This window comes from Arthrobacter yangruifuii (assembly GCF_009192775.1).
In the GTDB taxonomy this organism is placed as follows: domain Bacteria; phylum Actinomycetota; class Actinomycetes; order Actinomycetales; family Micrococcaceae; genus Arthrobacter_B; species Arthrobacter_B yangruifuii.
In genome coordinates, this window is sequence record NZ_VTFX01000001.1 from 1,005,163 (window position 1) to 1,031,193 (window position 26,031).

The 26,031-nt window shown below is 67.6% G+C and carries 24 protein-coding genes; 20 read left to right on the forward strand and 4 right to left on the reverse strand.

Annotated elements, in window-relative coordinates; genetic code table 11:
* The first annotated feature begins 150 nt into the window (after positions 1-150).
* The 11 genes from groES to GD627_RS16755 all read left to right on the forward strand — a co-directional run bounded on the left by groES (position 151) and on the right by GD627_RS16755 (position 14,831).
* Positions 151-447 (forward strand): co-chaperone GroES, encoded by a 297-nt coding sequence (gene groES, locus GD627_RS04895; protein WP_146361179.1) that lies wholly within the window; start codon positions 151-153, stop codon positions 445-447.
* 82 nt (positions 448-529) lie between these two features.
* Positions 530-2,140 carry a chaperonin GroEL gene (gene groL / locus GD627_RS04900; RefSeq protein ID WP_152271539.1) on the forward strand — a complete coding sequence of 537 codons (1,611 nt, stop codon included), beginning with the start codon at positions 530-532 and terminating at the stop codon, positions 2,138-2,140.
* 270 nt (positions 2,141-2,410) lie between these two features.
* On the forward strand, positions 2,411-3,931 hold the full coding sequence (gene guaB, locus GD627_RS04905; protein ID WP_146361183.1) for an IMP dehydrogenase: 1,521 nt from the start codon (positions 2,411-2,413) through the stop codon (positions 3,929-3,931).
* A 114-nt stretch (positions 3,932-4,045) separates the two neighbouring features.
* On the forward strand, positions 4,046-5,185 hold the full coding sequence (locus tag GD627_RS04910; protein WP_152271540.1) for a GuaB3 family IMP dehydrogenase-related protein: 1,140 nt from the start codon (positions 4,046-4,048) through the stop codon (positions 5,183-5,185).
* A gap of 64 nt (positions 5,186-5,249) precedes the next feature.
* Complete coding sequence (locus tag GD627_RS04915; RefSeq protein ID WP_152271541.1) at positions 5,250-6,974, forward strand: glycerol-3-phosphate dehydrogenase/oxidase; 1,725 nt, start codon at positions 5,250-5,252, stop codon at positions 6,972-6,974.
* A 102-nt stretch (positions 6,975-7,076) separates the two neighbouring features.
* Complete coding sequence (locus tag GD627_RS04920; protein WP_281349973.1) at positions 7,077-7,553, forward strand: PTS sugar transporter subunit IIA; 477 nt, start codon at positions 7,077-7,079, stop codon at positions 7,551-7,553.
* A 55-nt stretch (positions 7,554-7,608) separates the two neighbouring features.
* Positions 7,609-8,418 carry an SURF1 family protein gene (locus GD627_RS04925; protein ID WP_146361189.1) on the forward strand — a complete coding sequence of 270 codons (810 nt, stop codon included), beginning with the start codon at positions 7,609-7,611 and terminating at the stop codon, positions 8,416-8,418.
* Positions 8,415-8,831: a DUF3817 domain-containing protein gene (locus GD627_RS04930; protein WP_146361191.1), complete on the forward strand. Its 417-nt coding sequence runs from the start codon at positions 8,415-8,417 to the stop codon at positions 8,829-8,831. The genes GD627_RS04925 and GD627_RS04930 overlap by 4 nt, the downstream gene beginning before the upstream one ends.
* An 83-nt stretch (positions 8,832-8,914) precedes the next feature.
* The gene (gene guaA / locus GD627_RS04935) at positions 8,915-10,504 is read left to right on the forward strand and encodes a glutamine-hydrolyzing GMP synthase (protein WP_152271542.1); all 1,590 of its coding nucleotides are present in this window, start codon (positions 8,915-8,917) and stop codon (positions 10,502-10,504) included.
* A 148-nt stretch (positions 10,505-10,652) separates the two neighbouring features.
* Positions 10,653-14,495, forward strand: a complete 3,843-nt coding sequence (locus GD627_RS04940; RefSeq protein ID WP_246165313.1) for a DUF4011 domain-containing protein — start codon at positions 10,653-10,655, stop codon at positions 14,493-14,495.
* Positions 14,496-14,498: 3 nt separating this feature from the next.
* Positions 14,499-14,831, forward strand: coding sequence for a hypothetical protein (locus tag GD627_RS16755; RefSeq protein ID WP_246165314.1), 333 nt, complete (start codon positions 14,499-14,501; stop codon positions 14,829-14,831).
* Positions 14,832-14,862: 31 nt separating this feature from the next.
* Here the strand turns inward: GD627_RS16755 and cpaB are convergent, their stop codons facing one another.
* The 3 genes from cpaB to GD627_RS04955 form a co-directional block, all read right to left on the reverse strand.
* Complete coding sequence (gene cpaB / locus GD627_RS04945; RefSeq protein ID WP_152271543.1) at positions 14,863-15,597, reverse strand: Flp pilus assembly protein CpaB; 735 nt, start codon at positions 15,595-15,597, stop codon at positions 14,863-14,865.
* A 136-nt stretch (positions 15,598-15,733) separates the two neighbouring features.
* Positions 15,734-16,030 carry an FmdB family zinc ribbon protein gene (locus GD627_RS04950; RefSeq protein ID WP_152271544.1) on the reverse strand — a complete coding sequence of 99 codons (297 nt, stop codon included), beginning with the start codon at positions 16,028-16,030 and terminating at the stop codon, positions 15,734-15,736.
* A 37-nt stretch (positions 16,031-16,067) separates the two neighbouring features.
* Positions 16,068-16,685, reverse strand: a complete 618-nt coding sequence (locus GD627_RS04955) for a 5-formyltetrahydrofolate cyclo-ligase (RefSeq protein ID WP_152271545.1) — start codon at positions 16,683-16,685, stop codon at positions 16,068-16,070.
* Positions 16,686-16,752: 67 nt separating this feature from the next.
* Here GD627_RS04955 and galU point away from each other — a divergent pair, with 67 nt between their 5' ends.
* The 4 genes from galU (at position 16,753) to GD627_RS04975 (ending at position 20,563) form a co-directional block, all read left to right on the forward strand.
* A complete protein-coding gene (gene galU / locus GD627_RS04960; protein ID WP_146361201.1) occupies positions 16,753-17,658 on the forward strand; it encodes a UTP--glucose-1-phosphate uridylyltransferase GalU in 906 nt (301 codons plus the stop codon).
* A gap of 6 nt (positions 17,659-17,664) precedes the next feature.
* Positions 17,665-18,285: a GNAT family N-acetyltransferase gene (locus tag GD627_RS04965; RefSeq protein WP_146361204.1), complete on the forward strand. Its 621-nt coding sequence runs from the start codon at positions 17,665-17,667 to the stop codon at positions 18,283-18,285.
* Positions 18,286-18,366: 81 nt separating this feature from the next.
* On the forward strand, positions 18,367-19,308 hold the full coding sequence (locus GD627_RS04970; protein ID WP_152271546.1) for a sensor domain-containing protein: 942 nt from the start codon (positions 18,367-18,369) through the stop codon (positions 19,306-19,308).
* Between the two features lie 16 nt (positions 19,309-19,324).
* On the forward strand, positions 19,325-20,563 hold the full coding sequence (locus GD627_RS04975; RefSeq protein ID WP_152271547.1) for a phosphotransferase: 1,239 nt from the start codon (positions 19,325-19,327) through the stop codon (positions 20,561-20,563).
* A gap of 17 nt (positions 20,564-20,580) precedes the next feature.
* Here the strand turns inward: GD627_RS04975 and GD627_RS04980 are convergent, their stop codons facing one another.
* Positions 20,581-21,057: an Lrp/AsnC family transcriptional regulator gene (locus tag GD627_RS04980; RefSeq protein ID WP_146361211.1), complete on the reverse strand. Its 477-nt coding sequence runs from the start codon at positions 21,055-21,057 to the stop codon at positions 20,581-20,583.
* Positions 21,058-21,190: 133 nt separating this feature from the next.
* On the opposite strand from GD627_RS04980, the gene GD627_RS04985 reads away from it, so the two are divergent.
* The 5 genes from GD627_RS04985 to GD627_RS05005 all read left to right on the forward strand — a co-directional run bounded on the left by GD627_RS04985 (position 21,191) and on the right by GD627_RS05005 (position 26,031).
* Positions 21,191-22,441, forward strand: coding sequence for an MFS transporter (locus GD627_RS04985; protein ID WP_146361213.1), 1,251 nt, complete (start codon positions 21,191-21,193; stop codon positions 22,439-22,441).
* Between the two features lie 36 nt (positions 22,442-22,477).
* The gene (locus tag GD627_RS04990) at positions 22,478-23,455 is read left to right on the forward strand and encodes an N-acetylglucosamine kinase (protein ID WP_152271548.1); all 978 of its coding nucleotides are present in this window, start codon (positions 22,478-22,480) and stop codon (positions 23,453-23,455) included.
* Positions 23,445-23,969 (forward strand): NUDIX hydrolase, encoded by a 525-nt coding sequence (locus tag GD627_RS04995; protein WP_152271549.1) that lies wholly within the window; start codon positions 23,445-23,447, stop codon positions 23,967-23,969. The genes GD627_RS04990 and GD627_RS04995 overlap by 11 nt, the downstream gene beginning before the upstream one ends.
* A gap of 216 nt (positions 23,970-24,185) precedes the next feature.
* Positions 24,186-25,286 (forward strand): ABC transporter ATP-binding protein, encoded by a 1,101-nt coding sequence (locus GD627_RS05000; protein ID WP_152271777.1) that lies wholly within the window; start codon positions 24,186-24,188, stop codon positions 25,284-25,286.
* Between the two features lies 1 nt (position 25,287).
* The gene (locus GD627_RS05005) at positions 25,288-26,031 is read left to right on the forward strand and encodes an ABC transporter permease (RefSeq protein WP_152271550.1); all 744 of its coding nucleotides are present in this window, start codon (positions 25,288-25,290) and stop codon (positions 26,029-26,031) included.

Here is a 26,031-nt window from a genome sequence, read left to right on the forward strand (position 1 = left end):
CCGAGTGCTAACCGTTGCATAAAGTCTCACTTAGCACTCTGAACGTGAGGGTGCTAACTCCCGAAGGGAAAGCGCTAACCGGCACCGCGACGACGGCCGGCGCCAGACCAACGGCCCAATTCCGTGAAAACTACGCAAAGGAGAGCCCGAGTGTCGGTCTCTATTAAGCCCCTTGAGGATCGTATTGTTGTCCGCCCGCTCGAAGCCGAGCAGACCACTGCTTCCGGCCTCGTTATCCCGGACACTGCAAAGGAAAAGCCCCAGGAGGGCGAAGTAGTTGCAGTTGGACCCGGCCGCGTTGATGACAACGGCAACCGCATCCCGGTTGACGTTGCCGAAGGCGACGTAGTCATTTACTCCAAGTACGGCGGAACCGAAGTCAAGCACGGCGGCCAGGAATACCTGGTGCTGTCCGCCCGCGACGTGCTGGCCGTCGTCGTAAAGTAGTTCCCCTGGAAAACCCCGGCCAACATTCTGGCCGGGGTTTTCTGATGTAGGTGCAGATGTAGTTGTCGGAAAGGACACACACATGGCAAAGCAGTTGGAGTTCAATGACTCCGCCCGTCGCTCGCTCGAAGCCGGCGTCGATAAGCTCGCCAACACGGTCAAGGTGACCCTCGGCCCGCGCGGCCGGAACGTCGTCCTGGCCAAGACCTGGGGCGCTCCCACCATCACCAACGACGGCGTCACGATCGCCCGCGAAGTTGAGCTGGAAGACCCGTATGAAAACCTCGGCGCGCAGCTGGCCAAGGAAGTAGCCACCAAGACCAACGATGTTGCCGGCGATGGCACCACCACCGCCACGGTGCTGGCACAGGCCCTGGTCAAGGAAGGCCTGCGCAACGTAGCGGCAGGCGCAGCCCCCGGCCAGCTCAAGCGCGGCATCGAGGTATCCGTCGACGCAGTGGCCAAGCGCCTGCTGGAGAACGCCAAGCCGGTTGAAGGCAACCAGGTGGCCCACGTTGCCGCCATCTCGGCCCAGAGCGCCGAGATCGGCGAACTGCTGGCCCAGGCCTTCGACACGGTCGGCAAGGACGGCGTCATCACGATCGAGGAATCCTCCTCCACGCAGACCGAGCTGGCCATCACCGAGGGCATGCAGTTCGACAAGGGCTACCTCTCGCCGTACTTCGTGACCGACCCGGAGCGCCAGGAAGCCGTCCTCGAAGACGCGCTGATCCTGATCAACTCCGGCAAGATCTCCTCCGTTGCCGAGTTCCTGCCGCTGCTGGAAAAGGCGCTGCAGACCTCCAAGCCGCTGTTCATCATTGCCGAAGACGTTGACGGGGAAGCCCTGTCCACCCTGGTGGTCAACAAGATCCGCGGCACCCTGAACGTCGTCGCCGTCAAGGCGCCGGGCTTCGGTGACCGCCGCAAGGCCATGATGCAGGACATCGCAACCCTCACCGGCGCCCAGGTGGTCAGCCCGGACCTCGGCCTGAAGCTGGACCAGGTTGGCCTGGAGGTGCTGGGTTCGGCCCGCCGCATCACGGTCACCAAGGACAACACCACCATTGTTGACGGCACCGGCTCCGAGTCCGACGTCGCCGACCGGGTGTCACAGATCCGCGCCGAGATCGAGCGCACGGATTCCGACTGGGACCGCGAGAAGCTCCAGGAACGCCTGGCCAAGCTCTCCGGCGGCATCGGCGTCATCCGCGTCGGTGCAGCCACCGAGGTGGAGCTGAAGGAAAAGAAGCACCGCATCGAAGATGCCGTTTCCTCCACCCGTGCCGCACTCGAAGAAGGCATCGTGGCCGGCGGCGGTTCCGCCCTGGTCCACGCCGCCCGGGCACTGGACACCGATCCGGAGGTCACCCAGCTGACCGGTGACGCTGCCACCGCCGTCGGCCTGGTCCGCCGCGCACTGGCCCAGCCGCTGCGCTGGATCGCCGAGAACGCCGGTTCCGAAGGCATGGTCGTCGTCGCCAAGGTCGGTGAGCTGGAGATCAACAACGGCTTCAACGCCGCCACCGGTGAGTACGAAGACCTCATTGCCGCCGGCATCATCGACCCCGTCAAGGTCACCCGTTCGGCACTGCGCAACGCTGCCTCGATCGCTTCGCTGGTACTCACCACCGAAGCCCTCGTGGTGGAGAAGCCGGCCGAGGAAGATGATGACCACGGTCACCAGCACTAAGCAGCCAGGCACGCGCCCCGGGCGCGGTTAGCAGGCTCTGGCCCCGCCCGGATACCCGTGCGGGGCCTTTTGCTGCCCGGAAGAAGCATGGCATCGCTCACATCCGGCAGCGGTCCGGGCGGGAAAACGGTGCGGGATGTCACGGCGGCGGGCTCAGGCGTTCCAAAAAGGGACCGGTTTGGAATAGGGGGCAGCCTGCTTTCGTTTTACGATAGGTACAGGCTAAATCGGGCCTTTTCCTTCCTCTCATTCCCCGAAAGAGGCGCAGCTTTGAGTCAGCAGTACCCAGAACATGATCCGTTTGGCTTTGTCGGCCTGACGTATGACGACGTCCTCCTGCTGCCCGGCCCGACGGATGTCATCCCTTCTGAAGCGGACACCAGCTCGCGGCTGTCCAAGCGCATTACGGTCCAGACTCCGCTGCTCTCGGCCGCCATGGACACGGTGACCGAGTCCCGGATGGCGATCGCCATGGCCCGGCAGGGCGGCCTCGGCGTCATCCACCGCAATCTCTCCATCGCGGACCAGGCCGAGCACGTGGACCGGGTGAAGCGCAGCGAATCCGGCATGATCACCAATCCGGTGACCATTGCCCCCGACGCCACCCTGCAGGAACTTGACGACCTCTGCGCCCATTTCCGCGTCTCGGGCCTGCCCGTGGTGGATGCCGAAAACACCCTCCTGGGCATCGTCACCAACCGCGACACCCGGTTCATCCCGCGCGCCGACTACCCCCGCCGCAAGGTTGAGGAAGTCATGACCCGCATGCCGCTCATCACCGGCCGGGTCGGCATCAGTGCCGAGGAAACCGTCGAGCTGCTGGGAAAGAACCGGATTGAAAAGCTTCCGCTGGTGGATGACGCCGGCAAGCTCCAGGGCCTGATCACCGTCAAGGACTTCGACAAGGCCGAGCAGTACCCGCTGGCCACCAAGGATGACGAAGGGCGCCTGCGCGTCGGTGCGGCCATCGGCTTCTTCGGCGACGGCTACGAGCGCGCCATGACCATGGTGGATGCCGGCGTCGACATCCTGGTGGTGGATACCGCCAACGGCCACAGCGCCGGTGTGCTGGACATGATTGCCCGCCTCAAGCGCGATCCGGCCGCAGCCCATGTGGACATCATCGGCGGCCAGGCTGCCACCCGTGAAGGCGCCCAGGCGCTGATCGACGCCGGTGCGGACGCCGTCAAGGTGGGCGTGGGCCCCGGCTCCATCTGCACCACCCGCGTTGTGGCCGGTGTGGGCGTTCCGCAGATCACCGCCATCTACGAGGCTTCCAAGGCTGCCATCCCCGCCGGCGTGCCGATTATCGCCGACGGTGGCCTGCAGTACTCGGGCGATATCGGCAAGGCCATCGTGGCCGGCGCCGACACCGTGATGCTCGGAGGCCTGCTCGCCGGTTCCGCCGAAAGCCCGGGCGACCTGGTCTTCGTCAACGGGAAGCAGTTCAAGTCCTACCGCGGCATGGGCTCCCTCGGGGCCATGCAGTCCCGGGGCAAGAACACCTCCTACTCGAAGGACCGTTACTTCCAGGCCGACGTCCCCAGCGACGAGAAGCTGATCCCGGAAGGCATTGAGGGCCAGGTGCCCTACCGCGGCCCGCTGTCCGCCGTGGCGCACCAGCTGGTCGGCGGCCTGCGCCAGACCATGTTCTACACGGGCGCACGCACCATCGAAGAGCTCAAGGCCAAGGGCAAGTTCGTCCGGATCACCCCGGCCGGGCTGAAGGAGTCCCACCCGCACGACATCATGATGACGGCGGAAGCCCCGAACTACGGTTCGCGCCGCTAAGCGCCGCTGACCCGTCCTGTCTGCCGAGGGCAGCTCCTGCGTACTACGCGGGGGCTGCCCTCGGTTTAACGGCTGCTTTAAGGCAGCGGACGCGCACTGGGATAACCTAGGGACGTGAGTAACGAGATAGAAATTGGCCTTGGCAAGCACGGGCGCAGAGCCTATTCCCTGGATGACGTGGCGATTGTGCCCTCGCGGCGCACCCGTGATCCCCAGGATGTGTCCATCAACTGGCAGATCGATGCCTACCAGTTCGAGATGCCGGTCATCGGCGCCCCGATGGATTCGGTGATGTCTCCGGCATCGGCCATTGCCCTCGGCAGGCTCGGGGGACTGGGCGTGCTGAACCTCGAGGGGCTGTGGACCCGCTACGACAATCCGGAACCGCTGCTGGACGAGATTGCCGCCCTCAGCAGCGACAACTTCAACCCCGAAGCCACCCGCCGCCTGCAGGAAATCTACAACGCCCCCATCCGGGCCGAACTGATCAGCTCACGCCTGGCCGAAATGCGCGACGCCGGTGTCACGGTTGCCGGTTCGCTCACCCCCCAGCGCACCCAGGAGTTCTACAAGACCGTCCTGGCCGCCGGCGTCGACGTCTTCGTGATCCGCGGCACCACCGTGTCCGCAGAGCATGTGTCCAAGACCGTGGAACCGCTGAACCTGAAGCAGTTCATCTACGAACTCGACGTTCCCGTGATTGTCGGCGGAGCGGCCGGCTACACCCCGGCCCTGCACCTGATGCGCACCGGCGCGGCCGGCGTCCTCGTCGGCTTCGGCGGGGGAGCGACCACCACCACGCGGCGTGCACTGGGCATCCACGCCCCCATGGCGACCGCCATCTCCGACATTGCCGAGGCCCGCCGGGACTACATGGACGAATCCGGCGGACGGTACGTCCACGTGATCGCCGACGGCGGCATGGGCACCAGCGGTGACATCATCAAGGCCTTCGCCATGGGCGCCGACGCCGTGATGCTCGGTTCCGCGCTGGCCCGCGCCGAAGAAGCGCCCGGGCAGGGCTGGCACTGGGGGCAGGAAGCACACCACAGCGAGCTGCCGCGCGGCGACAGGGTCCGCCTGGACACGGTCGGTCCGCTGAAGGAGGTCCTCTGGGGCCCCTCGCACCACACCAACGGCACCTCCAACCTCATGGGAGCGCTGCGCCGGGCGATGGCCACCACCGGCTACTCGGACCTGAAGGCGTTCCAGCGCATTGAAGTGCTGGTGTCCCCGTACCAGTACAGCCTGTAAATACCGGAGCCCAACCCATAGAGTGGACGCAGCTACGGCAGGACCCTAGAGAGGAACCTGGACCATGACTGCAGACGCCCTGAGCCCCGAGTACCGGATCGATGCCATGGACAGGCTCCAGGCAACCACCCGGCCGGGCAACGAGCTGGACATCCTCATTGTCGGCGGCGGAGTGGTGGGCGCCGGCGCCGCCCTGGACGCGGTGACACGGGGATTGAAAGTAGGCATGGTGGAGGCCCGGGACTGGGCCTCGGGCACCTCGTCGCGTTCCTCCAAGCTCATTCACGGCGGACTGCGGTATCTGGAGATGCTGGACTTTGCGCTGGTCCAGGAAGCCCTGAAGGAGCGGGGCCTGCTGCTGCAGCGGATAGCCCCGCACCTGGTGAAGCCGGTTGCCTTCCTCTACCCGCTGACGAAGCGGGTCATTGAGCGTCCGTACGTGGGTGCCGGCATTTTCCTGTACGACACCATGGGCATGACCTCCGGAAACTCCCGGGGGGTGCCCAGGCAGAAGCACCTGACCCGCCGCCAGACCCTGCGGATGGCACCGAGCCTGAAGGATGACGCCATGGTGGGCGCCATCCGCTACTACGACGGGCAGGTGGACGACGCACGGTACGTCGCCAACATGGTCCGCACCGCCGCGCATTACGGTGCCGCGGTAGTGAACCGCCTCGCCGTCGTCGATTTCCTCCGCGAGGGCGAACGCGTGGTGGGGGCCCGCGTCCGCGACCAGGAAACCGGCAACGAGTTCGACATTGCGGCAAGCCAGGTTGTCAATGCCACGGGCGTCTGGACGGATGAAACCCAGGCCATGGTGACCGACCGCGGACAGCTGAAGGTCCGCGCCTCCAAGGGTGTCCACCTGGTGGTCCCGCGCGACCGGATCCAGTCCACCGTGGGCATGATCCTGCGGACGGAGAAATCCGTACTGTTCGTCATCCCCTGGGGCCGGCACTGGATTGTGGGCACCACGGATACGGACTGGAACCTGGACAAGGCGCACCCGGCGGCCACCTCGGCGGATATCGACTACATCCTCGAGCATGTGAACCTGGTGCTGAAAACCCCGCTGACCCGCGAGGACGTGGAAGGGGTCTACGCCGGCCTGCGTCCGCTGCTGGCAGGGGAGAACGATTCCACGGCCAAGCTCTCCCGGGAACACGTTGTGGCGCACCCGGTGCCGGGCCTGGTGGTCGTGGCGGGCGGCAAATGGACCACCTACCGGGTCATGGCCAAGGACGCGGTCGACGAGGCAGCCAGGGCACTGGATGAAAAGGTTCCGGACAGCTGTACGCAGACCATCCCCCTGCTCGGCGCCGTGGGCTACAAGGCCGCCTGGAACCGCCGGCACCGCACCGCCGACGAATACGGGGTCCATGTGGTGCGCGTGGAGCACCTGCTCAACCGCTACGGTTCCATGGCGTATGACCTGCTTGAGCTCATCAAGGCCGACCAGACCCTCGCGGAGCCGCTGCCCGGCGCCGATGACTACCTGCGCGCCGAAGTGGTCTACGCCACCACCCACGAAGGCGCCCGGCACGTCGAAGATGTGCTCGCGCGGCGCACCCGCATCTCCATTGAAACCTTTGACCGCGGCGTGTCGGCGGCACCCGTGGTAGCTGAACTGATGGCTCCGCTGCTGGGCTGGGACAGCGAACGGGCGGAAAGCGAAGTGGCGCACTACCTCGCCCGCGTTGATGCCGAACGCCGCAGCCAGGAGCAGCCCGATGACAAGAGTGCCGATGCCGCCCGCCTGGCGGCCGAGGACATAGCCCCGCGCATCTAGCGCCCCGCCGCGATCGATGGAAACGAAGAACACTCCTTGAACGAAAAACAGTCTCTGCGGAACAGGCAGTCCCCGGTGCCGCCCCGGGAGGGGGAACTTACCCTGAACGAAGCCGGAGCGGTGCTCACGGAACCGGGCCTGGTGATCCTCTCGATGGAGGCGGCAGACCGGTACGACGCCGCCGCGCAGTTGGCGGAACGGCTCTACCGGGCCGGGCGGATCACCGACCTGGAGGGATTCCTCACCCAGGTCCAGGCCCGGGAACACCAGATGGCCACCGGCCTGCCCGGCGGGATCGGCCTCCCGCATGCCCGCAGCGAATATGTGCGCGAAACCTCCATCGCCGTGGGCATCGCCGCCTACGGACACAGCATTGATTTCGGAGCCTCCGACGGTCCGGCAACCCTGGTCCTGCTGATAGCCACCCCGGCAGCGTCCTTCTCGCAGCACCTGGAGGTCCTCGCCACCATCGCGCGGTCCCTGTTCCGCCCTTCCTTCCGGGACTCCCTGCGCCGGGCCAACGACGCCGAGGTCATCTCCGAGCTGATCAATTCCTCGCTGGTCTTCTTTGACCACTGAGCGGGCCGCCAGCCGTCATTGGGTTTTCTACAGCTTCACGAAGTACCGTTAACGAGTGCTCAAAACTGCCCTGCAGCCACGCTGGATCGCCGGCCTGCTCTTTGCCCTAGTCCTCTCAACGGTGTTTGTACTGTTGAGCCAATGGCAGTTTTCCAGTGCCGAATCCGGTGATGCCGGGGAACCCCGCGCCACCGAAGAGGTCCGGCCGCTGACCGAGGCCTTCACCCCGGGCAAGCCCATGTATGAAACCGAAGCGGACCAGATGGTCTCCTTCACCGGTTCCTTTGACCCGGATAAATCGGTCCTCGTGGAGCAGCGGCTCCAGGACGGCGAGACGGGTTACTGGGCAGTCACCGCGTTCAACGTCGACGGCGCACCCTCGGGCGAGTTCATCCCGGTGGTCCGCGGCTGGGTCCCGGACCCGGACGACGTGAGCCCCGTGCCGACAGGAGACGCCGCCGTCGTCGGCCGGCTGCTGCCCTCGGAGGCCCCGCTGGCTGCAACTCCGGAAGAGGGCCGCGTCAGCGCGCTGTCCACCGCCGAACTGATCAACCTCTGGGACGCCCCCGCCTATTCGGCGTTCGTCACCGCCTCGGAGATCACCGTGGACGGCAGCCCCGTTGACTCCGGCAGCATGGAACCCGTGCAGGTCAGCGCCCAGCCCGAGGACACCCCCGTCAACTGGCTCAATATTTTCTACGCGCTCGAGTGGATCGTTTTCGCCGGTTTCTCCGTCTTCCTCTGGTGGCGCCTGGTGGCCGACGAGTACCAGCGCAGCCTCGAGGACGACGAGTACGAGGACGATGACGACGACGGCGCACCCGAATCCGACAACCAACACCCCAGCAGCGAGGTAACCAAGTGAGCGAATCCGCAAGCACCGCCAAGGCACCGAGGAAAAAGAAGCGCCGGTTCGGCGGGACCCACGCCCAGATTCGTTCGGCCCTGAAGTTCTACAAGGTCTTTGCCTACGTCACCGGTGTGCTGCTGCTCGCGCTCGTGGTGGAAATGATTGCCAAGTACGGTTTCGACACCGAGATCATTGTCGGCGGCGTCAACCTCTCCATCGGTGTGCTCATCCTGCACGGCTGGATGTACGTGGTGTACCTGCTGGCCGACTTCCGGCTGTGGCAGCTGATGCGCTGGCCGTTCTCCCGATTTATCCTGATTGCGCTCGGCGGCGTTGTGCCGTTCCTCTCCTTTGTGGTCGAAGGACGGATCCACAAGCAGGTCCTGGCCGAGCTTGAAGCGCATCCTGAAGCGGCCAAGCGCTACTAAGGGAACCAGTCGCGGACGGTCGGGGCCGGCAGCAGCTGCTGTCCGGTGTGCACGGCCCGCGGCGGTCCGACTATCCTTGAAACGTGACTAATCCCGCGACAGATCCCATTGAAGAGCGGCCCGTCCTTGTTGTGGACTACGGAGCGCAGTACGCCCAGCTGATAGCCCGGCGGGTGCGCGAAGCCGACGTCTACTCCGAGGTGGTTCCCCACACCTACAGCACCGAGCAGTTGCTCGCGAAGAACCCGGCTGCCATTATTCTCTCCGGCGGCCCCTCCAGCGTGTACGCCGAAGGCGCCCCCAAGGTCGATGCAGACCTGTTCGAGGCCGGTGTTCCGGTTTTCGGCATCTGCTACGGCTTCCAGGCCATGGCCGCGGCCATGGGTGGAAAGGTCGCGAAGACGGGGCTGCGGGAGTACGGTTCCACCGACGCACGCGCAGTCGGCGGTTCCCGGTCCATCCTCGAAGGCACCCCGGACGAGCAGAACACCTGGATGAGCCACGGCGACAGCGTGCAGGAAGCACCCGAGGGCTTCGACGTGCTGGCCAGCACCGCCGGCGCACCGGTGGCTGCCTTCGCCAATGAGGCCAAGGGCCTCTACGGCGTGCAGTGGCACCCCGAGGTCAAGCACTCCGCCCACGGCCAGGCCGTGCTGGAGAACTTCCTGTTCAAGGGCGCCAAGCTCGAACGCAGCTGGACCACCGGCAACATTGTCGAAGAGCAGGTTGCCCGCATCCGCGCCCAGGTGGGAAACTCCCGCGTCATCTGCGGCCTGTCCGGCGGCGTCGACTCCGCCGTAGCGGCAGCACTGGTGCAGCGCGCCGTCGGGGACCAGCTGACCTGTGTCTTCGTTGACCACGGACTGCTGCGCGAAGGCGAAGCCGAGCAGGTTGAGCGCGACTTCGTGGCCGCCACCGGCGTCAACCTGTACGTGGCCAACGAGCAGGAGCGCTTCCTGTCCGCGCTGGCCGGAGTCTCCGATCCGGAGACCAAGCGGAAAATCATCGGCCGCGAATTCATCCGCGCCTTCGAAGAAGCCGAACGGGCCATCATGTCCAAGGCCGAGGCTGAAGGCGAGCCCATCCGCTTCCTGGTCCAGGGCACCCTGTACCCGGACGTGGTCGAATCAGGCGGCGGTGAGGGCGCAGCCAACATCAAGAGCCACCACAACGTGGGCGGACTGCCCGAGGACATGAAGTTTGAACTGGTGGAGCCCCTTCGGGCGCTGTTCAAGGACGAGGTCCGCGCCGTGGGCGCCGAGCTCGGACTGCCGGCCGAAATTGTCGGCCGCCAGCCGTTCCCCGGCCCCGGCCTGGGCATCCGGATTGTCGGCGACGTGACGCAGGAGCGGCTGGACCTGCTCCGCCGCGCGGACGCCATTGCCCGCGCCGAACTGACCAGCGCCGGGCTTGATGACGAGGTGTGGCAGATGCCGGTAGTGCTGCTGGCGGATGTCCGCAGCGTCGGAGTGCAGGGTGACGGGCGGACCTACGGGCACCCGATCGTGCTGCGCCCGGTATCCAGCGAAGACGCGATGACCGCTGACTGGTCCCGGCTTCCGTACGATCTGCTGGCCCGCATTTCCAACCGCATCACCAACGAAGTGGACGGAATCAACCGCGTGGTGCTGGACGTCACCAGCAAGCCGCCGGGAACAATCGAGTGGGAATAGCGTAAAGAGGACAGAGGACGGCCGTTTCGGCCGTCCTCTGTTTTGTCCCCCCGCGTTGCTATGTTCGGGAAACCCGCTCCGACGCGATAGTTTTGAAGGTATGCCAATTTGGTCGAGAACGCGCGGAAGTGCAGAAAAGAGGGCACTAGTGTCTGAGCAGAATACCGGGGAGAATCCCTCGGACTTCCTGCTGCCGTGGCTGGGACGATTGGGACAGCACGCCGGAACGGACACACTGCTCCATTTCACGCCGTCCGCAGCCAACAGTATCGACCTGACGCACGCGCATCCCTCGGGGCTGGCCCAGCTGCTTGCCGGCCGCCGCACGCGGCTGTCCACCCTGCTGCGGGATCCCGATCAGTACGGTGCCGCCATGAAGGCAGGGCGTCTGCTCCGCGCCAAGATCTACGAGCTGGGCACTGACCGCGGTATCGACGTCGGTTACATGGCTGCCGGCACCGCGTCCTGGCGCTACGCCTCCGACGAAGCAGTGCGGCCCGAGTCCCTGACCGCACCCGTGCTGCTTACGCCCGTGGCGCTGACGGTCCACGCCTCGCAGGATGACTATGAACTGCAGCTGACCGAAAAGGCGGCACTGAATCCGGCCCTGGTCCGCCACCTGCAGCAGGAACAAGGCCTGGACATCGACGTCGAGTCCCTCACCCGCCTGGCCTACGGCACCGCCCGCTTTGATCCCCACCCCGTGCTGGAAAAGCTCCGCGCTCTCACGGGCAGCGTCCGCGGGATCAACATTGAGCACCGCCTGCTGGTTTCCACCTTCGCGGACCTGTCAGACCTCAGCGAGGATCCGGCCCTGGACCCGGCCCACCCGATTCTCCGTGCCCTGATCGACGGCGCGCGTGACGGGGCGGCCAGTCCTGCGGAACCCGAACCGCTGGAGCTTCCTGCCCTGGACGAGCGCGACCCTGCCGATGAACTGCTCATCCTCGACGCAGACCGGCAGCAGCAGGAAGTCCTGGACCTGATCAACGCGGGCCGGTCCCTCGTGGTGTCCGCTCCGGCCGGGACCGGCCAGACGCAGACGGCGCTCAACGCGGTGGCGGCGCTGGCCAATGCCGGCAAGTCCGTCCTGGTTGTGGCGGAACGCCGCGGCACCCTCAACCAGTTCGTTTCCGAACTGGACGCCATGCAGCTCGGTTCCCTGATCCTGCAGGTCAACGCCGGTCTCACCCAGCAGCAGCTGAAGGACCAGCTGGTCCGCGCCATCGTACGCAATGAAAAGGCTGAGGCCCCGGAACTGCAGGGCCTGCACAAGGTCCTGCTGGAAAACCGCCACCAGCTGCGCGACCACGTCAAGTCCCTGCACAACGTCCGCCGCCGCTGGGGCTGCTCTCCCTACCAGGCCATGCAGTCCCTGGCTGACCTGACCTCCATGAACCCGGCACCGGCCACCGCCGTCCGGCTCAAGCGGAGCGTCCTGGACAGCATCACGGACCGTACCGAACTGTCCGGACGCCTGCGCCGCGCGGCCGAACTCGGCAGCTTCAGCCGGGCGGCGACCACCAGTCCCTGGTACGGCGCCAAGCTGCTCAACCGCAAGGAAACGGAAGAGGCGTACACGCTGACCCAGACCCTTGCCGCGGACCTGCCGGCCCTGCGGGCCAAGGTCCAGGCCGTGGCGGAGCACTCCGAAATCCGCCTCGGTGAAACCTTCGCCCAGTGGGGCGAGCAGCTTGAACTGCTTGTGGCCGTGCGGGAAAGCCTGGACAAGTTCACCCCGGACATTTTCGACCGCCCGGTAACCGACCTGATTTCCGCAACCGCTTCGTCTTCCTGGCGGCGTGAGCGCGGCGTGGACATGAGTTCCATGACCCGTTCCCGGCTGCGGCGCGTGGCAAAGGAGTACGTCCGTCCCGGCGTGCACATTTCGGACCTGCACGCCTCCCTGGCCGAAGTCCAGCAGCAGCGTGCCGTCTGGACCCGCTACGCCACGACACAGCGCCACCCCTCGGTCCCCACCGGACTGGCCGAGATCAACCGTTCCTACCTCCTGGTCAAGGAGCAGCTGGATACCCTCACCGGCATCCTGGCCGAGACGCCGTTCCACCCTGACCTCGCCGCCCTGCCGCTCGACGAACTCGAGAAGCAGCTCAGCCAGCTGGCCGGGGACCGGGAAACGCTGGAAACGCTGCCGGAACGGACCCTGCTGCTCGATGAAATGCGGGGACAGGGCCTGGGCGAACTGCTGGATGACCTGAGCGCACGCGAAGTCCAGCCCGGCAACGTCGGCTACGAACTGGAACTTGCCTGGTGGCAGTCCGCCCTCGAAGCCATGATCAGCGGTGATGACTACCTGGCCATGTCCGACGGCAACAGCCTGCGCCGCCTCGAAGCCGAGTACCGCCTCGCGGACAACGCCCACATTGCCTCGGGTGCCGCGCGGCTGCGCTGGAGCCTGGCCTCACGGTGGCGCTCCGGCGTCCAGACGTCACGCGGCGCTGCCGAGGATCTGCGTGAGCTGATCAAGGAAGGCGAGCTGTCCCTGGAAAGCCTGGGCCAGCAGTCCGAGGAACTCGTTTCCTCGCTGCTGCCGGTGTGGGCAGCCAGCCCCCTGGTGCTGTCGATGGTCCTGCCGGAACACCGACGCTTCGACACAGTGATCCTGCTTGACGCTGAATCCACCAGCCTGCAGTCCGCCGTTCCTGCGCTGGCCCGCGCTTCGCAGGTCATTGCCTTCGGCGACAACTGCCTGGGCGGACCGCGGCCCTTCACCATCGGCGTCGAACCCGCCGCCGCTTCCCAGCACGTGGATCTGGTCAGCGCCTTCGACGCCCTGGAACGCGTGCTGCCCTCCCGCGCCCTCTCCACCGTGTACCGGGGCACCGATAAGGCGCTGCTGCGCCAGCTCAGCGAGTCCTTCTACGGCGGCCGCCTCACCATGGTCCCGAGCGCCGATGAAGTCACCACCGGCCTCCGGTCACTGTCCGTGGAATACCTGCCCGACGGAACCGGCATGCCCAGCGCCGAGCACGAAGGCGTGGAAAGCGTCGCAGCGGAGGTCAACCGCGTGGTTGACCTGGTCTTCGAACACATCCGGCGCCGCCCGCACCAGTCACTCGGTGTCATTACCGCCAGCCCGCGCCACGCCGTGCGGGTGGCCGAGGCAATCCGGGTGCAGATGGCCAACTTCCCCTGGGCAGCCGATTTCTTCACGGCGAAATCCGAGTCCTTCCGGGTTGTTCCGGTGGACCGGGCCGTCGGCATGGTCCGGGACTGCGTGATCTTCTCCCTGGGCTTCGGCCGGACCCCGCACGGCCGCGCGCTGCACAACTTCGGGCCGCTGTCGGCGCCGGACGGACGGAAGAAGTTCGTCACCGCCATGACCCGGGCCCGCTATAAACAGCATGTGCTGACCTGCTTCCAGCCCGCGGACCTGGACCGGACACGGCTGGGCTACGGCGCCCTGGACTTCTACGAGCTCATCAAACGTGAGCTGGAACCCCAAAGCGCCCGTGAAAAGGCTGCGGCCGCCGGGGGCATCATGGACGAAGATCCGCTGGTCGCTGACCTGGTGGGCCGCCTGCGTGAGCGCGGTGCCAAGGTCTGGGACCACTACGACAATGCCATCGACATTGTTGCCGCAGCACCCCATACCGCCGGGCCCACCGGCACTCCGGCTCCGCTGGCCATTGAATCCGACGGCACCGAACGGTACCGGGCCATGTCCGTCCGCGAACGGAGCAGGCTTTGGCCCCAGCTGCTTGAACGCCGCGGCTGGCGGTACATGCCGTTGTGGACCATTGAGGTCTTCAGCGACCCCTCCGCCTGTGCGGACCTGGTGAGCCGGTACCTCGAGCTGCCGGATCCGCCCGTGGGCCAGAAGCCCGTGCCCCGCACGGCGGACGCGGCGGAAATCGGCGGAGACCACGCCGTGGACGAGACCGTCCCGGCAACGGCGGCTCCGCATGGAAGCAGCGGGATGGGTGACCGGAGGTCGGGACCTGCCCCGCGCAGCACTGCAGGAGAGTAATCGATGACAGAGGAACCGGTCACCGGAAAGGCCGCGGCGGAAAATGCCGCCGCGGCCCCGGGAGTCGGGAAGGCTGCGGGGGAGAACCCCGGGGCGGAGAACCCCGGAGCGGAGAACCCCGCGGCAGCGGGGGAGGACAGGTCCCCTGATCCCGAATCCGCGGGTAAGGCGCCGGGCCGCCGGAGGCGTGGACACCGCCGGGCGGTTTCGCCGGGGACGGGTGCTGCCGGCCTGTTGCCCGTGACCGCCAAGGAGGACGATCCCCGCGTGTGGGGTGACGCCGTCGAAGACAACGATTCCTGGCTGCGGGAGCAGCGCCCCCCGCACTGGGGATGATCTGCAGGACAGGCTGCACGGCAGCGGCGCCTCAGCCGTCCGTCAGGACAAGATAGACGACGCCGGCCCCGGAGGCAGCCGTGAGCCGGGCGGCGTTGTCCGGGTCCGCGGCTACCACTACCAGCCCCTCGCCGGCGCCTGTGTCCGGCCACCCGACCGCTGTCTCGGAGCCGGAGACCCACAGCACCGGCACCGAGACCGCCAGGACATCCGCACCGCCTCCGTCCGGCGCATTTCCGGCCTCGGTGCCGGTCCACGGTCCTTCGGTGCCCGCAACAACGCTGACCAGCTGACCCGGGCCGAGCAGGTCCAGGACGGACGGGTCCGCCGGGCGCAGCGGAACGGCCACGGAACCGGGCGGAGAACCGATCAGGAGCCCGGCGCCGGCGAGGGAGACTTCCGTTACGGGACTGCCCCGGAGCAGCGGGGTGGCGAGGCGCCGGCCCACCAGGGCTTCCGGATCATCGCGGGCGCCCGGCGGAACTGCCTCGGCGGGCAGGCGTGCCGTCTCCAGGCTTGCGGCAGTCAGCACCGTGCCGGCAGGCAGATCCCGGGCGGCGCGGACCACAACGGAGCGCTCTGCGGCCACGGGAACCAGGGCTTCGACTGCTGACCCTGCAGCAGCGCAGCAGGCCAGAGCCGCCAGCAGGCGGCGGTGGCGCACAATAAAGCGCCGGACCCTCGCAGCGGGGTCGGCGGAACCGGAAGAACGGTGGAGACGGGCGGCGGAGGACAGCCGCCGGGCGGTAAAGCGGCGAAATGGCATGCCGCCACGCTAAGTGCGGATGCTGCGCGGCAGCGGCCCGGTCTCAGGAAACGGTCTCGGCGTCAGCCGTGCGCCGGCGAAAGTGCCGATGTGGAGGCAGAGTCGCCCGCCCGTGAAGCAGCTCCGGCAGCGGACCTTAGGGCTTGGTGCTGCCCGTACCGGCAGCGGCGGCGGGAGCGGAGGTCCCGGACGCAGCGGGTGCCGCAGAGGAGGTGGAGTCGGACTTGGAAGGAGCCGCCGGGACGGTGGAGGTGGCGTCGCGGGAGTCGGTGCGGTAGAAACCGGAGCCCTTGAAGACGACTCCGACGCTGTTGAACTTCTTCCGCAGCCGGCCGCCGCATTCGGGGCAGACCGTCAGGGAATCTTCACTGAAGGACTGCTGGATATCGAACGAATGGGAGCAGTCCTTGCAGGCGTAGGCATACGTGGGCACTCTGATGATCCTCCTTGGCACTCTCAAGCCTTGAGTGCTAAGTATACATCGGCTCCGACGGCACCTGCCGCCAATGGGAGGGAGTGAGCACTGCGTCCACCGGCGCATCCAGGGGAGTGGTTTCGAAGCTTCCCGCCGGAACGAACTCGTGCTCAAAGACCACCGCGGCAGCGGGGACGGGGTTGCCGTCCGCCCGCAGGCGGGCCAGGAACCGGTCATAGTATCCGCCGCCCTTGCCCATCCGCCCGCCGTGGGAATCCGCCACCAGGGCCGGAACAAAAACGAGGCCGAGTTCCTGCAGCTCGGCTGCGGCGTAGCGTTGTCCGGCCGGTTCCAGAAGGGACCCGTGCAGTCCCGGCAGCAGCTCGGTTTCGGGGGTCCAGTCACACCAGGACAACTGGCGCTCTGGTTCGCACACCGGCACCACCACGCGGTAGCCGGCCCTGCACAGGCCCTCCAGCAGCGCACCCGTGCCCGGCTCGGTCCCCACCGAAAGGTATCCGGCCACGGTTGCGCCCGGAGCCACAAGGTCATGGACCTTCCCGAGCCCTATCCGGGCAAGGCCCTGCGCGGCCTCCGTTCTTTCGGTATCCGTCATTTCCCGGCGCAGCCGCAGGAAATCTTTTCGGGCCTGGTCCTTATTTAGTGCGCGCATAGGCCCATTGTCCCTATAACGATGCTTATTTGGTGCAATCTAAGGCCTCTTAGGTACGCTTACGACTATGACGACGTCACACCCCTCAATTACCAAAGCCGTAATCCCCGCCGCCGGTCTGGGTACGCGCTTCCTCCCCGCCACCAAAGCCATGCCGAAGGAAATGCTCCCGGTGGTGGATAAGCCCGCGATCCAGTATGTGGTCGAAGAGGCCGTTAATGCGGGTATGCCGGATATTCTCATGATCACCGGCCGGAACAAGCGCTCCCTTGAAGACCACTTCGACCGGGTTCCCTTCATCGAGAAGACTCTGGAAGACAAGGGCGACCTGGAAAAACTCGCATTGGTGCGGGCCGCTTCCGAGCTCGGCGAAATCCACTACCTCCGCCAGGGCGATCCCAAGGGCCTGGGCCACGCAGTGCTCCGCGCGAAGCTGCACATCGGCGACGAACCCTTTGCCGTCCTTCTTGGGGATGACCTCATTGATGCCCGTGACGACCTGCTGGAAAAGATGGTTGAGGTCCAGGCAAAGACCGGCGGTTCCGTGATTGCCCTGATCGAGGTCGATCCGGAGCAGATCAGCGCCTACGGCTGCGCCGACATCTCCGTCGTTGAAGGCGAAGACTACGTCAAGGTGAACAAGCTCGTGGAGAAGCCTGACGTTGACGAAGCGCCGTCCAACCTTGCTGTGATCGGCCGCTATGTCCTCCACCCGTCGGTCTTCGGCGTCCTCGAGGAAACGGGTCCGGGCCGTGGCGGGGAAATCCAGCTGACGGACGCGCTGCAGACACTGGCCGCGGGCGAGGGCGAGGGCTCCGGCGTCTACGGCGTGGTCTTCCGCGGCCGCCGCTACGACACCGGCGACAAGCTGAGCTACCTCAAGGCCGTTGTTTCGCTCGCATCCGAGCGCGAAGACCTCGGCCCGGCACTGCGGGACTGGCTGAAGGATTTCACCGGCACGCTCGAGAACTAACTGCCGATGCCTGAATCGGTGGCATGGCCGGTGGTCCTGGAAAGCGACGACGTCATCCTCCGGCCAATCCGGCACCGGGACCGGCGGGAATGGACGGAAGTCCGTTCCCGCAACGCCGGCTGGGTGGGGCCCTGGGAGGCCAGCAACCCGGTCCCCGGGGGCCTGCCGCCGACCTACGGAGACATGGTGCGCAGCCTCAACCGGCAGGCCCGGCAGGACTCGGCCCTGCCGTTCCTCATCACGGAGCGGCAGGATCCGGCCCGGCAGCCGGCGATCGTGGGACAGCTGACCGTTTCCACGATCGTCTGGGGGTCTGCCCGGATGGCGACCCTGGGCTACTGGGTGGATCGGGACCGAGCCGGCCGCGGGATTGTCCCGACGGCGGTGGCGCTGGTCACTGATCACTGCTTCCAGACCTTGGGGCTGCACCGGATGGAAATCAACATCCGGCCGGAGAACGGCCCCAGCCTCAGGGTGGTGGAGAAGCTCGGATTCCGGGATGAAGGGATGCGGGAGCGCTACCTGCACATCGACGGCGAATGGGCTGACCACCGCAGCTTTGCGCTCACGGCCGAGGAAGTCCCGGACGGCCTGCTGAACCGCTGGAAGTCCCGGCGTGAACGTTAGCCGCCGAATTTCCCACCGGACACGCCGACACACCGGGCCCAATGCGGGTACCCGCGGCCCGAAGCTTCTACCGTCGTAGATGTGGACTTCCCTCTTAACAGCTCGCTGAACAGCTCACTTGTGCTGGCACTTGCCGTTGCACTGTGGCTGGTGTGGGTAGGTCCGTTCTTCCTCCGACGCCCAACCGCTTCCGCGGCACCGACCACGGCCGCCACTACCATCCGCCCGCCCGTCTCACCGGATAAGGGGTCCCAGGGGATCATCATGAACAACATCGGCACTACACCCAGCGGGGGCGGATCCTTGCACGTCCACGGGCAGCCGGCCGCGCGCCCGGCCCAGCCCTTCCGGATCCGCACCGACCGCACGGTCCTCGCAGCTGCGGGCCTTGCCGGCGTGCTGACTGTTGTCGTCGGTACGCTCCTTGCCGCCTTCACCTCCGTGTCCTGGTTCGTTCCCGCCGTCGGCCTTGCAATCCTGGCCGGGGCGGTTGCGGCGCTCCGCGCGCTGACCGTGCGCGAGCGCAGGCGCCGGGTGGACCACGCGTTCCGCGCCGCCATGGGACCCGACTTCCGTGACGTGGAGGAGCCGTCCGTACCTCAGCTGCCGGAGGAGACCCCCGCCGCTGAAACGGAGGACGCCGAGCCGCAGCCCGAGACCGTCCTGTTTGACCTGGAGTCCGCACCCGCACCGGACGAAGCCGTCGCCGCTGCAGGTGCAGTCCCGGCTCGGCCCACCCCCGGTCCGCCGCCCACGGCCAGGAAATCCGCTCCCGCCGCCGCACACGTCCCGCTCCGGCCCGGCACGACGCCGTGGCAGCCGGTGGAACTGCCCAAGCCGGTGTACGTTGATTCGCCCAAGGCGGAGCGTCCGGCCCCCGAGCCGATCATCCTGCCCGAAACCCCGCGGTCCGTGGCCAAGACTCCGCTGCGCCCCTCTACCGCGCCGGCATCGGTACAGCGGCCGCGTCCGGAAAGCGGCAAGATCAACCTCGACGACGTCCTGCAGCGCCGGCGCGCCTAGGCGCGCAGCGCCTGCCGTGGCAGCCGGTCCCGACCGCCGCCCTGTGCCGGCCGCGGAGGCACTTTCCATCCTCGGCAGCGCCGGGATGCGCGGCCCCCTGCAGGCCCTGCTCCGGCCGCGGGGGCTGAGGCTGGAGCGCTGGGAACACCTGCGCAGCCACCACCGGCCGGGAGGGGCTGTCTCGGCCCTTTACCGGGTTCGGTGCCGCCGGACCCCGGACAGGTCCGCCCAGGCGGACCTGACCCTGTACCTCGGGGCGACCACCGACGACGGTCTTGCCTCCGCAGATCCGGGGACGGCCGCCGCACGGATCGCCGGCCTGGAACTGCAGTTATGGGTCCACCCCTTCGACCCGGCACTCCGGTCCCTGCCGTGGGCCACGGATGCCGCGGCCGTGGCCAGGGATGTCTTTGCCGCAGCCGGGCCGGTGCAGCTCTCGCTCATGGCCTACCGTCCGCTTCGCCGGGCGGTGCTCCGTGCCGGACACCCCGGGCAGGCGGTGTACCTGAAGCTTCTCCCGCCCGGACTGCTGCCCGGCCTGCGCCGCCGCCACCGGCTGCTGGCGGACAGCAGCGTGCCGGCCCCGCATCTCCTTCCGGATCCTCCCGCCGCTGCCGGCGGAGTCGCTGTCCTCAGCGCGCTTCCCGGCACCTCCCTGTTCCGGCTGCTGGCCGACGACGGCGCTTCCGCGGTGAAGCCGGAGGTCCTGCTGGCGCTGCTGGACGCGCTGCCGTCCGCTGCGCTGGAACTGCCGCTGCGCCGGTCCTGGGCGGACCGGGCTGAAGACTATGCCGCAGCGGCTGCTGCCGCCTTGCCGGGGCAGGCCCTGCGGATCGCGGACCTGGCCCGCGGGATCCGGGAGGCAGCGGAATCCGCTCCCGCCGGACCGCTGGTGCCGGTCCACGGCGACTTCCATGAGGGAAACCTGCTGCTCAGCGGCGGAACGGTCAGCGGGCTGCTGGATGTCGACGCGCTGGGTCCCGGACGGAGGGTGGATGACCTGGCCTGCCTGCTGGGACATCTGGCCGTCCTCGCCGCCGCCAACCCGGCCCGCCCCCAGCTGGGCCGTGCCTTCGCCGAATACGGCAGGGCCTTCGGAGCCGCCGTGGACCCGGCAGCGCTGAACGCCCGTGCCGCCGGCGTCGTGCTTACCCTTGTGTCCGGTGCACGCGCCGGCCATGGGGGAAGTCGAACCCGGAATGCCCTGCTCCGGCTGGAAACGGCGGAGCGGCTGCTTCGCGCCGCCGGGAACTAGCTGCGCACCCCGCAGAATCAGGCGGGCGGCGGGACCAGTTTTTCCAGCAGCGTTTCGGTGCGGTACGGGATGTGCTCATGCAGGACCAGGGCCGTCTCCGTCCGGATCACGCCCTTGATACGCAGCACAGAGCGCAGCGTCTGCTGCAGCTGCTGGGTGTCCGTGGCGGTAAGCCGGCACCAGACATCGCCGCGACCGGATATCTCGTGGACCTCAAGTACCTGGGGGAGTGTCCGCAGTCCGGAAATAACGCCGTCCAGTTCCCGGTGGTTCACCTCGATGGTGACAAAGGCCTGCACATCGTAGCCAATCCGGGCCAGGTCAACGTCACGGCCGCTGTTGCGGATGACGCCGGTGCGGATCAGATGGCGGACATGGCTCTGGGCAGTGTTGCGGGCAATGCCGAGCCGTTCGCTCAGCTCGCTGATCTGTACCCGGGGGTCCCGGACCAGTTCCAGCAGCAGCCTGCGGTCCAATGGGTCCAGATTGGCCATCTAGCGCATCTCCTGTCAGTAACCGCAGACGTTATTGAGCGAAACGATCAGAAGAACCGTTTAATGTGCCTTCACTGCTCGTCCACACTTCATCCTATAGGGGCATTAGCTACAAATAGGATGGATGTGCCCCGTGACAGTGCTTAGTGAGCTGCGTATGCAGCCCGCCGCCGCCCGCACCAGGCGGAAGGAGTGGGACGCGGCCATCCGGCCCCGGCTGATCCTGACGATTGCCGTGATGGGCACGCTGTTGATCGGTGCCAACCTCGCCACTCCGCTGTACCCGCTGCTGGGGGAGTCGCTGGGTCTGTCCTACTTCGGCGTGACGCTGGCGTTCGCCTCCTATGTGCTGGTCCTGGTCGCAGGGCTGCTGCTGGTGGGGCACTGGTCCGACTACATCGGCCGCCGGGCTGCCATGGTGGTGGCCGGCGTCGTCTCCCTCGCGGGCGGACTGATCTTCGGCACCGCCACCGGGGTGGGGGCCCTGATGCTTGGCCGCGCCCTCCAGGGTGCCTCGGTAGCCCTGGCAACCGGCGCCAGCTCGGCCGCCCTGCGCGAACTGCTGCCGCACCGGCCCGAATGGGCCACCCGGTTCACCCTGCTTGTTTCCGCCGGCGGTGTCGCGGCGGGTCCGGTGATCGGCGGGCTCCTGTCCCTGCTGCCGTTCCCCACCATGACGCCGTTCCTCATCCATTCGGCAGTCCTGGCGGCACTTCTGATTCCCCTGTGCATGCTGAAGGCCCGTCCGGCCATCTCCCTTCCCGAAGGCGGTGCGCTGGCCATGCTGCGCCCGCGCAAACCGGCCGTCTCGCACCGTGCCCGTACCCAGTTCTGGATTGCCTCCACCACGGGGTTCCTGAGCTTCGCGGCCTTCGGGTTCTGCCTCTCGCTGGCACCCACCTACTTTTCCTCGATCGCGGGCACCACGTGGCGGCCCGCCATCGGGCTGCTGGCCGCCCTCGCCCTGGGAGCCTCGGCTGTCAGCCAGCTCACCGGCATCCGCGGCCGCTACACCGCACCCGTCGGACTGGCGGCCATGGGCACGGGCATTGCCCTGATCCCGGCGGCCGGCGCCACCGGAAGCCTCCTGCTTTTGACCGTTGCCTGCCTGCTGGCCGGGTTCGGCCAGGGCATGGCCTTCCGCGTGGTGTTCAACGAGGTCGCCGCAGCGGTGGAGGCGGCCGAGCATGCCCGGATCATCAGCACGGTCTACGTCATCACCTACCTCGGCAGCGCCATCCCGGTGCTCGGTCTCGGAGCAGCCGGCGGCATCTGGGGACTGGAAATTTCCGTGGCCTGGTTCTCCGGGCTCATCACTGCCGCCTGCCTCACCCTGGCCGTCCTCAGCCTGCGGCGGAACCGGCGCCGGATCACCGCCGGCTAGGTTCGTGCCGTGCCCGCGGGAACGTAGGGTGGACAAATGCATTCAATCCCTGGATCTACCCACGACGGCGGCGCGGACGTCATCGGCCTCGACATCGGCGGAACCAAGACCCACGGCATCCGGCTGCACCGCGGCGCGGCGGTCTCCGAAACCGTTTCCGGCAGCGCGAACGTGCAGAACGTTTCGGTGGAGGCGGCACGTCAATCCCTGGCCGAGGTATTCGCCGCGCTCGGGTCGGAGGGGATCGGCCGCGTCATCGCCGGTTCCGGGGGAGTGGACACCAGGCAGGACGCGGATGCGCTGCGCGCCCTGATCGCCGAACACGTCCCCGGTGCCGCCGTCGACGTCATCCACGACACCCGGTTGATCCTCGCCGCCGGTGAAGCGTCCGAGGGCATTGCCGTCATTGCCGGCACCGGTTCCGTGGCCTGGGGCATCACCGGCTCCGGCCGGCAGGCCCGCTCCGGCGGCTGGGGCTACCTGCTCGGCGACGAGGGCAGCGGCTACTGGCTGGGACGGGAAGCCGTCCGGCACACGCTGCGCCGAAGCAACCTGGAACTCGTTCCAGATTCGCTCAGCACTGCCCTGCTGCGCGAGTGCGGCGCCGAAACCCCGGAGTCCTTGATCGGCCTGTTCCACGGGCCCACCGACCGGCGGTACTGGGCCGGCAAGGCCGGACTGGTTTTCGAGGCCGCGCAGGAAGGAAACCCGGCCGCCACGGCAATCGTCGCCGAGGCCGCCGGGCATCTGGCCGGACTCATCCTGGATGTGGCGGGCCTGCTGGAGATCCCCGGACCGGTGGTCATCGGCGGGGGACTGGGCATGCACCAGCCGATGCTGCAGGACCTGCTGCGGGACACCTTATCCGCTGCGGGGCTGAGGGACATCCGCTTCCTCGCCACGGATCCGGTGTTCGGCGTGGCATACCTGCTGGCCGCCGGGTCTGCGGGCTCCGGGTTCGCCGGCAGCGGCTCCACAGGCTCCGGCTCCGCGGGCAGCGGCAATGTCCGCTGAATTCGACGTCCGGGTGGGGGCGTATGCCGTGATCATCCAGGACGACAGGCTGCTCCTGGCGCATTGGAACCAGCACGGCAACTCCCGCTGGACCCTCCCTGGCGGCGGGCTGGAGACCGGCGAGGATGCCCCGGCCGCCGCGGTGCGGGAAGTGCAGGAGGAAACCGGGTACAACGCCCGCCTCGAGGAGCTGCTCGGAGTGGACAGCATCTTCATTCCCCCTGAGCGGCGCATGCAGGGCGAACCCCGGATGCTGCACGCCCTGCGGATCATCTACCGGGCCACCCTCACCGGCGGATCCCTGCGGCATGAGCACGGCGGAAGTACGGATGAAGCCGCCTGGGTGCCGCTGCAGGAAGTGCGCGCCCTGGAGCGGACCGAGTTGGTGGATACCGGGCTGCGCCTCCTCGAAGCCTCCGCTCAGCGCGGCACAGGTCAGCGCAGCCCGGGTCAGCCCGGCCGCGGTCAGCCCGGCTCCGCCCCGCCGGCCGCGTCCGGCCGCCCGCTGCCCTGAGACCCGCTCCCGCCCCATTTCCCTCCCTCTCCGGACCATCTTGACGCTGGACTAGCGCCGCACCCGTGAAATACCGTGAGCTTCACGGCACGTCGCGAGCTGCCCGGCACACACCGGAACCCCCACGGAAGGCATGCATCAATGACTCCGCCGCCAGAACCCGCTGAACTCTCCGACTCCACGAAGTCTCCGGCCGGCCTCGCCGCCGGCCGCCCGATGGTGCGGTTCCGGTCCGTGACCAAGACCTACGGCGATGCTGCCCCGGCGGTCCGGGACCTGAACCTGGACATCGGGGCCGGGTCCATCACCGTCTTCGTCGGTCCGTCAGGATGCGGGAAAACCACCTCGCTGCGCATGATCAACCGGATGGTGGAACCGACGTCGGGCACCATTGAAGTCGACGGCCGGGACATTTCCACCGTCAAGGCCGCACAGCTGCGGCGCTCCATGGGCTACGTGATGCAGTCCTCAGGTCTGCTGCCGCACCGCACCGTGCTGGATAACGTGGCGACGGTCCCGCGGCTGAACGGCACGCCGCGGCGCGAGGCACGGCGCCGGGCCGCGGAGCTGCTCGACGTCGTCGGCCTGGCCTCCGCCCTGGGGGAGCGGTACCCGGCGCAGCTGTCGGGGGGACAGCAGCAGCGCGTCGGGGTTGCCCGCGCACTCGCCGCGGACCCGCCGGTGCTGCTGATGGATGAACCCTTCAGCGCGGTGGATCCCGTGGTCCGGGCCGAGCTGCAGGAAGAACTGCTGCGGCTGCAGAAGGAACTGGCCAAGACCATCGTGTTCGTCACCCACGACATCGACGAAGCGACCATCCTGGGGGACAAGGTGGCCGTCTTCGCCACGGGCGGACGGCTCGCCCAGTACGCCGCCCCCGAGGAGATCCTCCGCGCCCCGGTCGATGAGTTCGTCGCCGGGTTCGTGGGGAGGGACCGCGGTTTCCGGCACCTGTCCTTCCAGGACGGCACCGCCGTCCCCCTGCATCCGGTGCAGCTCATCGCTGCGGACCGGCTGCCGGACCCGGCGGCAACGGTCGACGGCGGCTGGGCCCTGTGCGTGGATTCCGACGGCGCACCGCTGGGGTGGGTACCGGCGGACCGCCGCGCGGAGATCACCGGAACCGCTGACCTGGTTCCGGGAGGTTCCCTCTATCCGCAGGGAACCAGCCTGCGCCGCGCCCTGGATGCCGCGTTGTCCTCGCCGGCCGGGCTCGGTGTGGCCGTGGACGCGGACGGACGGGCGGCCGGCGTCGTCAAAGCCGGGGAAATCCTGGCACTGATCGAGGCTGCCCGGCTGCAGCGGGCCGGGAGCTGACATGGAATGGTTCCTGGCCCATACCGATGATGTTTTCCGCCTCAGCGGGCTGCATCTCTATCAGTCGGTACTGCCCCTTCTCATCGGCGTGCTGATTGCCCTGCCGCTCGCGCAGCTGGTGCGCGGCCGCCGGAAAATCCGGGGTTTCGTCCTGTCCGCGGGCTCCCTGCTGTACACCATTCCCTCCCTTGCCCTGTTCGTCACCCTGCCGGCCATCCTGGGAACCCGCATTCTGGACGTCGCCAACATCATCGTGGCCCTGACCATCTATGCCGTGGCGCTGATGCTGCGGGTGGGCATTGACGCGTTCGATTCGGTGGACGACAGCGTCCGCCAGGCTGCGACGGCCATGGGCTACCGGCCGCTGCGCCGGTTCCTGACGGTGGACCTGCCGCTGTCTATCCCGGTGCTGATTGCCGGGCTGCGCGTGGTCTCGGTCAGCAACATTTCCATGGTCAGTGTCGGCGCCCTGATCGGCGTCGAAAACCTGGGGTTCTTCTTCAGTGACGGGCTTCGGCGCTTTTTCCTGACGGAAATTGTGGTGGGAATCCTCGCCACCCTCGTCCTGGCCTTCCTGATGGACATGCTCCTGGTGCTGCTGCAGCGGCTGCTCACGCCCTGGACCCGGGCAGGTGCCGTGCGGCGCGGCCGCGGCAGCCGCGGCGCGGACGGAGCAGGGCCGGCAGCGGCCGTCCGCCGGGCACCGCTGGCGTCCGCTCCCGACGCCGCGTTGAAGGGGGCCTAG